This window comes from Vitiosangium sp. GDMCC 1.1324, from assembly GCF_003044305.1.
Taxonomy (GTDB): Bacteria; Myxococcota; Myxococcia; order Myxococcales; family Myxococcaceae; genus Archangium.
The window spans coordinates 271965-286563 of sequence record NZ_PZOX01000006.1; the positions used below are offsets into that span (position 1 = coordinate 271965).

General features: G+C 67.5%; 16 protein-coding genes. 13 read left to right on the forward strand and 3 right to left on the reverse strand.

The annotated features are described in order from the left end of the window. Positions 1-8: 8 nt before the first annotated feature. Entirely contained in the window at positions 9-752 is a 744-nt protein-coding gene (locus DAT35_RS62405; protein ID WP_108068656.1) for an Imm52 family immunity protein, read from the forward strand. A 32-nt stretch (positions 753-784) separates the two neighbouring features. Here DAT35_RS62405 and DAT35_RS20015 read toward each other — a convergent pair whose 3' ends face one another. Beyond that, positions 785-1021, reverse strand: a complete 237-nt coding sequence (locus tag DAT35_RS20015) for a hypothetical protein (protein ID WP_108068657.1) — start codon at positions 1019-1021, stop codon at positions 785-787. Positions 1022-1177: 156 nt separating this feature from the next. Here DAT35_RS20015 and DAT35_RS20020 point away from each other — a divergent pair, with 156 nt between their 5' ends. Beyond that, positions 1178-2257, forward strand: coding sequence for a TetR family transcriptional regulator (locus tag DAT35_RS20020; protein ID WP_108068658.1), 1080 nt, complete (start codon positions 1178-1180; stop codon positions 2255-2257). On the opposite strand, the gene DAT35_RS20025 is transcribed toward DAT35_RS20020, so the two are convergent. Further along, positions 2254-2796, reverse strand: coding sequence for a hypothetical protein (locus DAT35_RS20025; protein WP_108068659.1), 543 nt, complete (start codon positions 2794-2796; stop codon positions 2254-2256). The genes DAT35_RS20020 and DAT35_RS20025 overlap by 4 nt on opposite strands. Before the next feature lie 96 nt (positions 2797-2892). On the opposite strand from DAT35_RS20025, the gene DAT35_RS20030 reads away from it, so the two are divergent. Next, entirely contained in the window at positions 2893-3951 is a 1059-nt protein-coding gene (locus DAT35_RS20030; protein WP_369945938.1) for a hypothetical protein, read from the forward strand. A 6-nt stretch (positions 3952-3957) separates the two neighbouring features. Here DAT35_RS20030 and DAT35_RS20035 read toward each other — a convergent pair whose 3' ends face one another. Next, a complete protein-coding gene (locus DAT35_RS20035) occupies positions 3958-4296 on the reverse strand; it encodes a tetratricopeptide repeat protein (protein WP_108068661.1) in 339 nt (112 codons plus the stop codon). Here DAT35_RS20035 and DAT35_RS20040 point away from each other — a divergent pair. The 10 genes from DAT35_RS20040 to DAT35_RS20085 all read left to right on the forward strand — a co-directional run bounded on the left by DAT35_RS20040 (position 4295) and on the right by DAT35_RS20085 (position 14569). Next, entirely contained in the window at positions 4295-5563 is a 1269-nt protein-coding gene (locus DAT35_RS20040; RefSeq protein ID WP_108068662.1) for a glutamate-5-semialdehyde dehydrogenase, read from the forward strand. The genes DAT35_RS20035 and DAT35_RS20040 overlap by 2 nt on opposite strands. 19 nt (positions 5564-5582) lie before the next feature. Next, positions 5583-6119 carry a ribosome silencing factor gene (rsfS, locus tag DAT35_RS20045; protein ID WP_108068663.1) on the forward strand — a complete coding sequence of 179 codons (537 nt, stop codon included), beginning with the start codon at positions 5583-5585 and terminating at the stop codon, positions 6117-6119. Further along, positions 6116-6580, forward strand: a complete 465-nt coding sequence (locus tag DAT35_RS20050) for a 23S rRNA (pseudouridine(1915)-N(3))-methyltransferase RlmH (RefSeq protein ID WP_108068664.1) — start codon at positions 6116-6118, stop codon at positions 6578-6580. The genes rsfS and DAT35_RS20050 overlap by 4 nt, the downstream gene beginning before the upstream one ends. A 51-nt stretch (positions 6581-6631) precedes the next feature. After that, on the forward strand, positions 6632-7756 hold the full coding sequence (locus DAT35_RS20055) for an RNA ligase RtcB family protein (RefSeq protein ID WP_108068665.1): 1125 nt from the start codon (positions 6632-6634) through the stop codon (positions 7754-7756). Positions 7757-7835: 79 nt separating this feature from the next. Then, positions 7836-8891 (forward strand): MXAN_6577-like cysteine-rich protein, encoded by a 1056-nt coding sequence (locus DAT35_RS20060; protein ID WP_158501796.1) that lies wholly within the window; start codon positions 7836-7838, stop codon positions 8889-8891. Positions 8892-9111: 220 nt separating this feature from the next. Beyond that, positions 9112-9666: an MAPEG family protein gene (locus DAT35_RS59030; protein ID WP_255415189.1), complete on the forward strand. Its 555-nt coding sequence runs from the start codon at positions 9112-9114 to the stop codon at positions 9664-9666. 86 nt (positions 9667-9752) lie between these two features. Next, positions 9753-12122, forward strand: a complete 2370-nt coding sequence (locus DAT35_RS20070) for an aminotransferase class I/II-fold pyridoxal phosphate-dependent enzyme (RefSeq protein ID WP_108068668.1) — start codon at positions 9753-9755, stop codon at positions 12120-12122. A gap of 39 nt (positions 12123-12161) precedes the next feature. Continuing rightward, entirely contained in the window at positions 12162-12407 is a 246-nt protein-coding gene (locus tag DAT35_RS20075; protein WP_108068669.1) for an acyl carrier protein, read from the forward strand. A gap of 40 nt (positions 12408-12447) precedes the next feature. Further along, positions 12448-14151 carry an AMP-binding protein gene (locus DAT35_RS20080; RefSeq protein ID WP_158501798.1) on the forward strand — a complete coding sequence of 568 codons (1704 nt, stop codon included), beginning with the start codon at positions 12448-12450 and terminating at the stop codon, positions 14149-14151. Between the two features lie 13 nt (positions 14152-14164). Next, positions 14165-14569 (forward strand): gluconate 2-dehydrogenase subunit 3 family protein, encoded by a 405-nt coding sequence (locus tag DAT35_RS20085; RefSeq protein WP_108068671.1) that lies wholly within the window; start codon positions 14165-14167, stop codon positions 14567-14569. Positions 14570-14599: the final 30 nt, after the last annotated feature.

The following is a 14599-nucleotide window of genomic DNA, read 5'->3' on the forward strand; positions in this document are numbered from 1 at the left end:
GAGGACGCATGAGAGAGGACTACTACGTAGGGGCATACTGGGGGCCCCGCCGGGAAACTGCGTTGGAATGCGCCCGGCGCGCGGAACTCTTCTTCCACATGCTGGCGCGGTGTGATCCGACGCTCGCCCAGTGGTACCGGGGGGGACGTGGCGCCCCCCGTGACTTGCCTGGCCACCCTGTCCGCCCTGTGGCAGAGGAATGGGAGCAGTTGTTCCTTCTCGGGAGAAATCGTACAGACCTCAGCAAGAAGGTCATCGAGGATCTGGGCTTTAGGGTGCTCGTGTGGAATGGGAAGAAGGAATGCACCTTCCTCAAATGCTCTTGCGGTGGCTATTCCCCCTGGGGAGGACCAAATTCGTGCTTGCTCGACCCACCCCATGAGGGCCCGGTGCGGGAGCGACTCCTGCGAGCCCCGGTGCTGAATGAGGTGCTCACCAGCATGGCCACGGCCTGGGACCCCGACTTCGCCATGGCCAGTTCCTCAGAGATGGTGGACCTCATGGAGAAGCGCAAGTTCGAGGTGCGGGTGGGCTGGATGACATACCTCTCACGCCGGTTGGGGACGTTGCCACCGCTGCCCGCGCCCGTGCGCATCGAGCCGGTGGGTGTGCTGGGCTGGCTCCTCACCCTCTCCCCCGAACCCATGACAGCGCACAACCCTGAGCATGTCGCCTTCACCGCTCGCATTCGCGAACTGCTGGACCGGGCGGGCCTCATCAAACGCCTCAAGCCCGAGCCGTCCGACGAGTAACGCCTTGGCTCACACGCGCCGCCCAACGGGCATCAAGGCACCAGCACCATCGCCAGAGCCGGGAAGGTCACGTTGCCGATGACGAAAGTCCGTTGACGATCCACTTCCCACATCTTCCGCGTGAAGGCTCCCTGAGTCTGCGCCTCCGGTGCCACGGCCTCGCTCCAAACGCGACGAGGCTTGCCGGCCGGGATGGGTTCTGCTGGCCAGGTGGCGGGCGCTCGCGCCTGACGGTAGAAGAGAAGCAGCAGCCCTCGAAAATCCACCATCGCCCCCGCCCCCCTCGTGGTTTTCCATCATTCCCCACCCCACGCCTCACGGCCCGCCCGTGGCCGAAGCCCCCGGAACCGCTCGGGTTTTGCCGGCAACGGAACCTCCTGCCGCGCGGTGGCCCTGGCATCCGGCTTGCTGTTAGGAGGGGGTTGATGAAGCGCGTCCTGCTCTCCCTCTTGCTGAGTCTCACCCTGGGAATGCCCGCACGGGCGGCCTCGGGAGTGGACTCGCTGCGCACCGAGGCGCAGGCGGGGCGGGCCCAGGTGCGCGAGCTGCGCGAGCGCCAGCAGGCGCTCCGCTCGGAGCTGAACACCCTGGCCGGGCGCATCGAGCAGCTCAAGGCCGAGCAGAAGGGCCGGCTGGTGGCGGGCCCGGCGCTGGAGGCGGCGCTGCGGCGCTCGCAGGAGCTGTCCGGTCAGCTCACCGGGCTGGCCCAGTCGCTCGCCGGAGCCGAGTCCGAGGCGGAGCGGCGCAACCTGGCGCTGCACGCGGCGCTCTCCGACGAGCTGGCCCGGGTGCGCGCGGCCTGGGACTCCACGAGCGACCGCGAGGCCCGCTCCCGGCTGATTGCCCGCATGAGGGACCTGCGCGCCGAGCGCGACGCGGTGCGGGCCGCGCTGCCCCCCTCCCAGGTGCCGGCGCTGAACCCGGCCGAGGCGAGCGACGACCCGGAGGACCTGCTGGAGCAGGCGGACGCGCTGCGCGACTCCGAGGACAAGGTGCGCCAGCGCCTCCAGGCCCTGCGCGCCCGCATCACCGAGGTGCGCGAGGAGCGGGAGTTGGACCGGCGCATGAGCGACTTCCTCGGCGAGGAGTCCATGTTCGACGAGCAGGACCGGCACATGCGCCTGCGCTTCGACTCCTCCACGAAGTCCATCGCGGTGGACGCCGCCCAGCGTCAGCCAGGCCTGTTCAGTCCACGGGGATTCCTCGGGGAAACACCCTCGGCGGATTCCGCGCCGCCCCCGCCTGAAAGCAACGCGGGGTCGTCGCCGGATGCGCCCCCGACGCAGACTCCTGGGGGAGGAAAGACGGACAACTTCCAGCCCATCACCTACCGCGCTTCCGACAACCGCCCCCAGGTGGGAGCGGTGCGGGCCCAGGTGCTCGCCAGCGGCAACCCGGACGACCTGCGGAGCCTGGAGCAGGAGGCGAAGCAGCTCGAGTCACTCGCTCGCGAGCTGGACTCCCGAGCGGAGTCGCTGGAGCGGCGCGCCCATGAGCTGCGCTAGTTGAACGTCCGCACCTGCACGTCCAGCTTCACATCGGCCAGCAGGCGAACCTCCTTCGAGGGCATGCGGCCCTTGCCGCGCACGGAGATGCTCATGGACGGCGCGGTGATGAAGGGCTGGAGATCCACGTCCTCCAGGTCCAGGGCCAGCACCGGGTTGGGCGCCTTGAGGCCCAGCGAGGCGATGTTGTGCTTGGAGGCCACCAGCACCTCGCGGTCCCCCGTCTTGGCGTAGAACTCCACCGTGTCCAGGAAGGAGAAGTCCTGGTCCGCCGGCGCGAGCACCTTGAGTTGGAGGGACTGGAGCTTCGCGGAGGAGACCTGCTCCTTGGTGACGCCCTGGTTCTGGAAGTCCTGGTTCTGGTCGAAGTCGAGGCTGGAGAAGCTGCCAATGGCCGGGAAGGCCTCGAGCAGGGTGCCAATGCCCCCGGGGGCCGCGGGGACGGTGGTCTCCCCCTTCACTTCGGCGGTGAAGGTGGGGGGGGCGCAGGCCACGAGAGACAGCAGGGCACACACGGGGAGTACGGAAGCGAGACGCATGGGCGGAATCTACCGGCCGTCCGGGCGCGCAGCCACCGCCCCGCCCTGCCGGCTGCCCTCTCGTGGACAGGGCATGCGGCCGGGGCCCGGAGTATGGTGCGCCCGTTGAAACGGCTCCTCTCCGCGCTCGTGGTGCTTCCCCTGGCGCTCGCCGGTGGCGCGCATGCCGCCGACGTGGAGGGGCAGGTGCGCGTGACGGGCCGGATGATGCTGGACGGCAACGCGCCGCGCGACTTCACCAAGGGGAGCACGAGCGCCGACACGTCGGACCTGGTGTTCAGCCTGCTCGCCGCGGGCGAGGGCCGCTACACGGCGGACCGCTGGCAGCTCGTGGGCCGCTACGACGGAGGCGGCCGCAAGTACCTGGGCTTCCCCAGTGAGGACGTGCTCGTGCAGGCGGCTGCGCTGGAGGGCTCGCTCGCCCTGGGCTCGTCGCTGGGGGTGGGGGTGGAGGGGCGCGCCAAGGACCGGCGGGGTGGACCGCGCGCGTACACGGACCTGGCGGCGTCGGCCTTCGTCGAGTACGCCCCGGACGTCCAGCTCTCCCTGCGCCTGCGGGCCGGAGCGCACCGATTCCTCTACCATCGGGACTTTTCCGCCAGCTTCGGCAGCCCCGAGGTGGGCTTCCTCGCGCGCTACCGGCTCAACCGCCGCCATGCCCTCACCTTCTCCGGCGAGTACGGCTCGCGCCGCTACCAGGACTCCGTGAGGTACCCGCCGGGAACCACGCCGGAGTGGACCGGCCGGCGGCAGGACGGCGCCCTGATGGCGAGCGTGGGCTACACCTACAAGGGCCCGGTGGCCCTGGGGCTGTCGTACACGTACCAGGAGACCAGCTCCAACAGCTTCGGCGAGTCGGTGCAGCGCCATCGGCTGAGCGGCACCGCGGGGGTGCGCCTGCCCTGGAAGCTCACGCTGATGGCGCAGGGCGCGCTGGGCATCAACCGCTACCCGGACGGTGTCTACCTCTCGCCGGAGATCATCCTGCTCGACGACGACGAGGCGCAGAACACGCTCTCGCTGAAGCTTGCCCGGCCACTGAGCGAGCACGTGGACCTGGAGCTGTCGTACGCGATGTACGGAACCCGACTGCCTCGCAACGATCTGTTCTACTTCCGCCAGGTGGGGGGCATGGGCGTCACCTGGCGGCCGTAGCGGAGCTCAGTCCAGCCCGGACAGCCGCTCGTCGATCTCCTCGGCGAGGCTGGCGTGGTTCTGGGCGAGCGCCGTGTCACGGGCGCGGGTGAGCACCTCGCGGGCCTTCTGCGGCTGTCCCGCCCCGGCGTAGGCATCGCCCAGAGAGACCAGGGCCGCGGCGTACTGGGCATCCAGCCGCACCGCTGTCTCCAGGGCCTGGACGGCCTCGGAGTACAGCCGGCGCTCCAGGTAGGCCTTCCCCAGGGAGAAGTGCGCCATGGGCGCATCGGGGAACTCGGCCGCCATCTGTTTGAACTGTTCCAACCGGGCGTCGCTCATGAAGCGGTGATAGAGGAGAGACATGTCCGTTGCCAAGGAAGACGTGCGCTCCCTCGCCGAAGCCGCCCGGGCGGCCTCCCGTGTGCTCGCCACTGCCCCCACCGGCCAGAAGGATGAGGCCCTGAGGCTCATGGCCCGCCACCTGCGCGAGTCCATTCCCTCCATCGTCGCCGCCAACGAGCAGGACATGGCCGCCGCGCGAGCCGCTGGGAAGCCAGGGGCCTTCCTGGATCGACTGCGGCTGGACGCCTCGCGGGTGGAGAGCATGGCCCGGGCGGTGGAGGAGGTGGCCGGCCTGAAGGATCCGGTGGGCGAGCTGACGGAGGAGTGGGACCGGCCCAACGGCCTGCACGTGAGCAAGGTGAGGCTGCCGCTGGGGGTGGTGCTGATGATCTACGAGGCCCGCCCCAACGTGACGAGCGACGCGGCGGCGCTCTGCCTCAAGAGCGGCAACGCGGCGCTGCTGCGGGGAGGCAGCGAGGCGGCGCGCTCCAACGCGGCCATCGCGGCGGCGCTGGCGAAGGGCCTCACCGAGGCGGGGCTGCCGGCGACGTGCATCCAGCCGGTGCCTCCGGGCGAGCGAGAGACGCTGCTGGAGCTGCTGAAGCTGGAGGGGCTGATCGACCTGTGCATTCCCCGGGGAGGCGAGGGACTCATCCGCTTCGTGGCGGAGAACGCGCGGATTCCGGTGGTGAAGCACTACAAGGGCGTGTGCCACGTGTACGTGCACGCGGCGGCGGACCTGGACATGGCCACGCGCATCACCGTGAACGCCAAGGTGAGCCGCCCGGGGGTATGCAACGCCGCCGAGTGCCTGCTGGTGGACCGCGCGGTGGCGGAGACGTTCCTGCCCCGGGTGGGGCGGGAGCTGGTGGCCAAGGGGGTGGAGCTGCGAGGGGACGGGACCACGGTGGAGGTGCTCTCACGCGCCGGAGTGCCGGTGAAGCCAGCCACCGAGGAGGACTGGGGACAGGAGTTCCTGGACCTCATCCTGGCGGTGCGGGTAGTGGACGGGCTGGACGCGGCGCTGGGGCACATCTCACGGTACGGAAGCGAACACACCGAGGCCATCGTCACGGCGGACGCGGCGGTGGCGGGGCGCTTCACGCGGGAGGTCCAGGCGAGCGGGGTGATGTGGAACGCCTCCACCCGCTTCAACGACGGGGGTGAGCTGGGCCTGGGCGCGGAGATTGGGATTTCGACCAGCCGACTGCACGCTTTTGGTCCCATGGGGCTGCGAGAGTTGACGAGTCAGAAGTACGTCATCCACGGGCAGGGCCAGGTGCGGTAGGGTGCGCCCCAGGACACGTATGGCAACCAAGAAGAAGACCACGACGAAGAAGACGGCGGCGAAGAAGAGCGCGGCGAAGACGCCGGCCGCCCGTAAGAAGACGGCAGCGAAGAAGGGGGCGGCCCGGAAGCTCCCCAGCCCGCGCAAGAAGTCGGCCGCGAAGAAGAAGGCCCTCGCGCCCTCGGCGGCCCCTGCGGCTCCCGCGGAGAACCCGCGAGCCCATGCGCTGGCGCGCAAGATTGGCAACCTGCTCTCGGACAAGAAGGCGCTGGACATCGTCCTCCTCGACGTGCGCGGGATGACGTCCTACGCGGACTACTTCGTGGTGGCCTCGGGCGAGAGCGACCGGCAGGTGTCCGCGATGGCCGAGCACGTGCTGACGAAACTCAAGGAGACGGAGAACCTGCGCCCCATTGGCCACGAGGGCATGGAGACGGGCCAGTGGGTGCTGCTGGACTTCGGCGAGGTGGTGGCGCACCTCTTCTTCTCCGAGGCCCGCGCCCACTATGACCTCGAGGGCCTCTGGGCCGACGCGCGGCGGGAGAAGGTGGCCTGAAGGTCCGGCTCCTCTCCATCGGCAAGGATCGCTCGGGCCTGTACGAGCCCGCGGTCCAGGAGTACGCCTCGCGCCTGGCCCACTACACCCGCTTCGAGCTGATTGAACTGCCCGAGGCGGGTGGGAAGAAGGGCAAGGCCGGGGACGCCAAGGCCGCCGAGGCCGAGGCCATCCTCGCCCGCCGCAAGCCGCAGGACCTTCTGGTGGCGCTCGACGAGCGGGGCAAGCTGCTGGACTCGGTGGAGTTCAGCCGCTACGTGGGCCGGGCCCAGGACGGCGCGAAGGATCTGCTGCTCATCATCGGCGGTGACGAGGGCCTGGACGAGCGGGTGAGACACTCCGCGGACCTGGTGCTCTCGCTGTCGAAGATGACGTTGCCGCACCGGCTGGCGCGGGTGGTGTTGGTGGAGCAGCTCTACCGTGCCTTCACCATCCTCAAGGGCGAGCCGTACCACAAATAGGCGGCCGGGCGGCCCCGTCAGGCAGCGGACACAGCGCGCGTCGAAGGGGGCATGAACTCGCCCACGCCCCACGTCCGTGTGATCGCCTCGCCCCAGTCGTGGGTGGAGGGTGAAGCCATCCGCCAGCTCGAAGCCGCCTCACGACTTCCCGGCATGCGCTCCGCGGTGGGCCTGCCGGACCTGCATCCAGGCAAGGGCGCACCGGTGGGCGCCGCGTTCGCCTCCGAGGGCCTCTTCTATCCCTTCCTGGTGGGCAACGACATCGGCTGTGGGATGGGGCTCTGGGAGTTGGATCTGCCCGCGCGCAAGGCGAAGGCGGAGCGCTGGGCGGCGAGGCTGGACCTGGATGGACCGTGGGAGGGCGACACGGACGCGGTGCTCGCCGAGTTGGGTGTGAAGCCCTGTGGCTTCGAGGCGGCGCTCGGCACCGTGGGCGGAGGCAACCACTTCGCCGAGGTGCAACGCGTGGACGCGGTGCACGACGCACAAGCCTTCACCGCACTGGGACTGGCGGCGGATCGCCTCCTGCTGCTCATCCACTCCGGCTCCCGGGGACTGGGCGAGGCCATCCTCCGAGCGCACGTGGACCGGCATGGCACCGGCGGGCTCGCGGAGGACACGGACGAGGCGCAGCGCTATCTCGCGAGGCATGACCACGCGGTGGAGTGGGCCCGAGCCAATCGCGCCACCATCGCTGGACGGATGATGCAGGGCATCGGAGCGGCGGGACGGCGGGTGCTCGATGTCTGCCACAACAGCGTCACCCCGAAGCAGTACGAGGGCCACACGTGCTGGCTGCACCGCAAAGGAGCGGCGCCCTCGGACCAGGGGCCGGTGGTGATTCCCGGCAGCCGGGGCTCGCTGAGCTACCTGGTGCTTCCCCTGGGAGACGGCACGGGCCACGCGCACAGCCTGGCGCACGGAGCGGGCCGCAAGTGGACGCGCTCCAGTGCCCGCGAGCGGATGCGCGAGCGATTCACCCCCGAGGCCCTCACCCGCACCTCCTTCAAGAGCCACGTCATCTGCGAGGACCGCGACCTGCTCTTCGAGGAGGCACCACCGGCGTACAAGGCCATCGACCGCGTGGTGCAGGACCTGGTGGATGCGGGGCTCGTCCGGGTGGTGGCGACGCTCGCCCCCGTGCTCACCTACAAGACGCGCAGCCGCCGCGAGTGATTGGAGCCCCTACCAGCGAACAGATGCGCGGCCAGGGATTCGCTCGGGGAAGAGAGCGCCCCTAGAGTCATGGGCGCGAATGTTCCCCTCTCCGCGCCTGCTCCTGCTCGTGGTGGTGACGTGTGCCACCGGCTTCGGGTGCACGCGGACCCAGCCCTTCTTCTGTGGCCAGCCGGAGGACCCCAGGTGTCCCGAGGGCACGGCGTGCGTGGAAGAGCGCTGCGTCTCCGTGGATGAGCTCCCGGAGTGCGCGCTCGGCCAGACGCGCTGCGGAGCGTCCTGCGTGGACTCGCGCAGCAACGTGGCCCACTGCGGTGCGTGCGGACAGGCGTGCGCGGATGGACAGGTGTGCAGCCGGGGCCGGTGCACGGACGCCTGCGCCGCCGGGCTGACAGCATGCGAGCGCGACTGCGTGGAGCTGGAGAGCAACACGGCGAACTGCCATACGTGCGAAACGGCGTGTGGCTCCCTCGAGACGTGCAGGACGGGCACTTGCGCCTGTGAGCCCCCGCTGACCGAGTGCGAGGGCCGGTGCACGAATACGGAATCGGACGGGAACCACTGCGGAGCCTGTAGCAGGGCCTGCGGACCCGACGGCCTCTGCCAGGACGGCGAGTGCGTGACGGCCTGTGCCCAGGACCACCGCCGCTGCGGACAGGGCTGCGTGGACGTCCGCTCCGACCGGTTCCACTGCGGCACCTGCGGCACGGCGTGCGATTCCAACCAGGTCTGTGTGGGAAGCCGCTGCGTCCGCGTCTGCTCCGTGGGCGCCACCGACTGCGACGGTGTGTGCAGCAACCTTTCGACCGACGCTCGGAACTGTGGCGCCTGTGGAAATACCTGTGGCGCGGGCCAGGTGTGCACGAATGGCAGATGTGCCTGCCCGTCCGGCCAGGCGGAATGCGATGGCCAGTGCGTGGACCTGCGCACGAATGTCCAGCACTGCGGCGCCTGTGGCCGAACCTGTGCCCAGGACGAGACGTGTACGAACAGCCGTTGCCAGTGTGCCTCGCCGCTCGTGAACTGCGGGGACCGGTGCGTGGACCTGGCTTCGGATACGCAAAACTGCGGCACCTGTGGCCGCACGTGCGCCCAGGGACTGGTGTGCTCCGGCGGGCTCTGCGCCCTTCCGTAAGTCCCAGGACCCGCTAGACGAGCGCAGCGGCAACGTCCAGCCCTCTAGGCGGCCGGGCAACGCCTGGACGTGCCATTCCCCGTGCCTGCTGGCGCCAATTCATCCATCGGCGGGCATTGATCCATCCACGGTCACAAGAACCCACTCTCAACTCTTTCCTTATTGAAAATTGCCCAAGGGCGGCGCGGGCCGCGACGAGTGGGGGGTGGTTGTCATGCAGATGGATTCCAAAGCCGACACGTCTGAAGCAGTTCACTCCCTAGCCAGGAAGCAACGCATCGTCCGGCTTGGAATTGGGGTGGGTCTGCTCTCCGCGGGTGCCATTGCCGGCCTCGCTTTCGCACTGCTCCCTCCGGCTCCAGTGTTGCCCACCGTCGAGCAACGCGTTGCCTTCGCACTCCGATGCACGCTCGTGGCCTCATGGACGTTGGTCGCTGGAATCCTGGCGGTCGCGACCAAGCGATTCACCAGCGAGGCCATCGATCCCCTCTCCGGCGTGGAGTCCCCGGCGCTGCGGATCCACGCACGCTACCTGCAGAACACGCTCGAGCAGCTCGTGCTCTTCTGCATCGCCTCGGTGGCACTCGCCACGCTGCTCAAGGCTGAAGAGCTGAAAGTACTCGTGGTGGCGACGCTCGTCTTCGTCCTGGGACGAGTGGCCTTCTGGATCGGCTACCTCAAGGATCCCCTCCTTCGCATCCCCGGCTTCAACGCCACCTTCTATACGAACGTCGGGATGCTGCTCTACGCCACCTACAAGCTCGCCACGCGCTAGCAGGACCGCCGGCGCCAGCCTCAATCCCTCCCATCAACCCGAAGACAGACAATCCGCCAGGAGCATGGCGCATGGAAACGCCTGACATGGAACTCATTCTCAATCGTTCACACAGTCTCTCCTCCGTCCCCCGAGAGGAATGGGATTCTGGATTCAAAGGCAACAGCGGCATGCGCCACGACGTCCTGAAGATGGTCGAGGACTCGGGCATCAATGCTCTCGAGAACTTCTATCTCACCTTCCAGGATGCCTCCACTGGAGAGACGATCGCACGCGCCAATCTCTACAAGGTGGAAATGGACTTCTCCACCATGGACAAGAAGATCCCCCTGGAGGCGCGGGCTGCAATCAAGGAGTGGTACCCCCAGTTCATGAGCTTCCAACTCCTCGAGTGCGGTCTCTTCACCATGGTGGGTGAGGGACTGGAGCTCCGGGAGCCCAGGCGTCTTCAGCAGGTCTTGAAGCGCCTGGTCTCCGAAATGGAGAGCATCTGCCAGGAGCGAGGCATCGATTTCTTCCTCATCCGCGACGTGCCCACCGGGAAATATCAACACTTCAGCCAGGCGCTGATTCCGCTCGGCTTCCGCCCCGTGCCCGGCTTCGCCAATGCGGCCATCGACATCCACTGGAGCTCCTTGGACGAATACCTCGCCTCGCTCAACAGCAAGGACCGGTACAAGTTGAAGACGAGCCTCCAGTTCAAGGAGCGCTATCAGATTGAATGCGAGGTGCTCGGCGACTACGCGGAGCTCTCCCCTGTGCTGACGAAGCTCTGGAGGAACGTCAACCAGGCCGCCGGCGAGTACAACCGCGAGCAACTCGATGAGCGCTTCTTCAACGAATGCGCCCAATCCTTGAAGGGGAGGAGCGAGATCATCCTCTTCAAACACCAGGGCAACCCCATTGCCTTCATGATCAACATCATCGGCGACGATGACTACATCATGCTCGACTGGGGCGTGGACTACGAATTCGAACACTACCGGACGGCCAATCTCTATCGCGCGGCCTCCGTCCTCTCCCTGGATTCCGCCATCCAGCACGGCAAGAAGAGGATGGAGCTGGGCATCACCAACTACACCCCCAAGCTGCTCCTCGGAGCCAGGGTGCAGCCGCTCGCCTATTTCATCCGGCACGCGCACGACCCCGAGGCCACCAACACGCTCGCGAGACTGATGGCTGCCAACATCGAGCAACCGGAAGTGCCGGGCGAAGACGGCGCGGAGCTCGTCCGGTTTGAGCAGCGCATCCGGAGAGACCAGGACGAGCTGGGTGACCATGACATCTTCCAGAAGGTGGAGCGGCAGCACAAGTTCACCGCCTTGAAGCTCGCTGGCATCTACGGCCTCTATCCAGAGTTCAAGACGGCCCAGCGCTCGTCCATCCAGTTCGACGATCAACACCAGGTCGTGCTGATCGGGACCAACTCCTACCTCGGACTGGCCACGCACCCCTCGGTGGTGGAAGCGGCCCGGCGGGCCATCGACCTGTACGGCACCGGCTGCTCCGGCTCGCCGCTGCTCAATGGAACCCTGGACATCCACAAGAGGCTGGAGTCCGAGCTGGCCCACTTCGTTGGCAAGGAGGCGGCGGTCCTCTGCAGCACGGGTTACCAGGCCAACCTGACCGCCATCTCCGCCCTCTGCGCCCACGACGACCTCATCATCATGGATGCGCGCAACCATCGCAGCCTGTTCGATGGAGCGAAGCTCTCGGGCGCCGATGTCACCCTCTACAGGCACGCCGACATGGCGCACTTGAGGCGCGTGCTCGAGCGCAATGCCTCCCGGCGCAAGCTGATCGTCACCGACTCCGTCTTCAGCATGGAGGGCACCATTGCCCCGGTCGACGCCATCTGCGACCTGGCGGCCGAGTTCGGCGCGCGGTTGTACGTGGATGAGTCGCACGCGCTCGGCGTCCTCGGCCCCGGTGGCCGGGGCGTCTGCGAAACCCTCGGCGTCCTCGACCGGGTGGACCTCGTCATGGGGACCTTCAGCAAGTCCCTCGCGGCGCTCGGCGGCTTCATCGCGGGAAGCCGCAAGGTCATCGACTTCATCAAGCACAACGGCTCGGGACACATCTTCTCGGCCAGCCTCCCACCTCCCGTAGTGGAGACGGTCCGGGCCGCGCTGCGCGTCATCCAGGACGAGCCGGAGCGACGAGCGGACCTGCTGCGCAAGGCTGCGTACATGGCCGAGGGCCTGCGCGACATGGGCTACCAGGCCGAATACCACGGGGCTCCCATCGTGCCGGTGGTGCTCGGCAACTACACGCTCGCGCTGGCCGCCTACAAACGCTTCATGCACGCCGGCGTGTACGTCAACCCGGTGGGCCCTCCCGCCGTCCCCGACGAGAGGTCCGGATTCCGCACCAGCTACATGGCCAACCACGAGTGGGCGGATCTCGAGCGGGCTCTCGGTGTCTTCAAATCCTTCCGAGACCGGCTGGCGCACTGAGCCCCCAACCCCAGACACATCTTCAAGGAGAGCCACGACATGCGCGACATCATCAACCAACTCCTCATGAGCCTACAGACCCCCCGGAGGTCCATCACCGCTGACAAGCGGCTCGTCGAGGACCTCGGCTTCGACTCCCTCAAGGTCATGGAGTTCATCGCGAGGCTGGAGGACGAGCTCGGCGTCACCATCTCCCTCAAGCGCATCGCGGGAGTCCGGACGGTGGGAGACATCTACAAGATGGTGGAAGAGCACCTCGCCACGCAGCCGGCCACCACCAGGTGAGCCCACAAACCCCAACCCCTCTCGAGAACACCCAATGGACATGACGGACCCGGCCGTGAAGCAAGTGCAATCCATCGAGGACGTGTGGCAGCGGATCGCCAACACCACCACCCGAGGCATCTCGGTCTACTCGGACGAGACGTCCCAATTCGAGCTCTACACCTACAGCGACCTGATGGCGTACGCGGCCCAGGCCGCGGTCGTCCTGGAATCCATGGGCATCGGCTGGCAGGAGAAGGTGATCATCACCGCTCACACCTCGCATTCCTTCATCATCACCTGGTTGGGGTTGATGCTGCTCGGCGCGACTCCCGTGCCCCTGCCCCCGAAGAAGACACTGGCGGGTGAAGGCGCCTTCAAACAACGCATCCAGCCCCTCCTGGAGCATCACCGCTTCGTCCTGTGCGGCGAGGCGGATCAGCCCGACATCCTGGAGGCACAGAAGGAGGATGGCCGTTCCTTGTCCGTCATCCGGATGGAGGATGTCACCGACGGGCTCGAGCTCGAGACGGGGCGCACACTGCTCCGCGGCCTCCTGGAGCGCGGCTTCCACTCCCGTTACAGGCAGCTGGGACTGGATGATGACGCCTTCATCCAATACACCTCCGGCAGCACGGGCCAGCCCAAGGGCACGGTCATCTCGCTTCGCAACATCCTCGCCAACGTGCGAGCCATGGCCGAGGCGGTGCATGTCGTCCCCGAGCACGACACCTTCCTGAGCTGGCTCCCGCTCTACCACGACATGGGGCTGGTGGGGATGCTGCTCAATTGCACCTTCAACACGACCGCGCTCGTGATGGTGCCCCCCACCTTCTTCGCCCGCCGTCCGCTCACCATCCTCAAGCTGGTCGGCATGTTCAAGGCAACCCATTGCGTGATGCCCAACTTCGGGCTTGAGTGGGTCCTCCGGGCGCTCTCGGTCTCCTCTCGTCCGGAGCGCTTCCATCTGAACACCCTGAAGTGGCTCGGGGTGGGCTCCGAGCCCATCAGCCCGAAAACCCTGCGCCTCTTCCAAGAGGCGATGGACCCCCACGGTCTGCATCCCGCGGCCCTCTCCCCCTGCTATGGCATGGCCGAGGCCACCCTGGCGGTCGCCGTCTCCCAACCGGGTACGCCCTACAAGCTAGGCCAATACCTCGAGCAGGTGGTGCCGTGCGTGGGCCCCCTGGTGCGCGGCTTCGAGGTGAAGATCGAGCCCTTCGAGGGCAGCGGACACACGGGCGTCATCAAGATCCGCGGGGAGTCGGTCTCGCGCTACGCCTACGTCGGCGCCGAGCGGATCGACCGGCTCGACAGTGACGGGTTCCATGACACCCACGACATCGGGTTCCTCCATGAGGGTGAGCTGGCAATCCTCGGGCGCTCCGACGAGATGTTCATCATCAATGGCGTGAACTGCTTCCCGTACGACCTGGAGATGGTCGTGCGCGCCCTGCCCGGGGTGGGTCAGCGCCGGGTCGCGTGCTTCGGGGTACCCCAACCCTCGGGCCGTTACCGGATCGTCGTCCTCTACGAAGCAAGGGACCTGACCGAGGAGGAGAGACGGCGCAACGCACAGCGCATCCGAGAAGAGCTCCTGAACAAGACGGGCCTCCAGCCCGACGAGATCCTCGCCGTGCAGCCCAAGGCCATCACGGTCACGACGAGCGGGAAGATCCAACGCAAGAAGATCCTCGCGCTCTATCAGGCAGGCAAATTCGATGAGGAGCGGGTGATGTCCGAGGCAGACGCCCGGTCCGCATGAACGGAGTCACACCATGATGAATCTCACTCAAATGGAGTACGAGACGGTGGAGGCCATCGCCATCACCCTGCTGCCCTCCGACGACACGCCCGGAGCGGCGGACACCCCGGTGGTCGCCATGGTCCTGGGTATCGTGAAGGGCACGCCGCCAGAACAGTTCGAGCTCTTCCGGTCCGCGCTGGCCTTCGTGAACGTGCTCGCGCGGAACATGCATGGCGACGACCTGGCCAGGCTGCCGCCACCGCAGCGCGAGGAGGTCGTCAAAGCCATCCCAACCGTGCCGGAGCTCGCACTGTTCTGGCAAACGCTCCGGACGCTGATCATGCTGAACTTCTACAGCATCCCCAAGGTCTTCCGGTCCATCGGGCTCCCCGGGCCGAACATCGATCAGGGCGGGCTCCCCGTCCGCAATGTGTAGCCGTGATTCGCGCTGGCGGCCTTCGGGTGC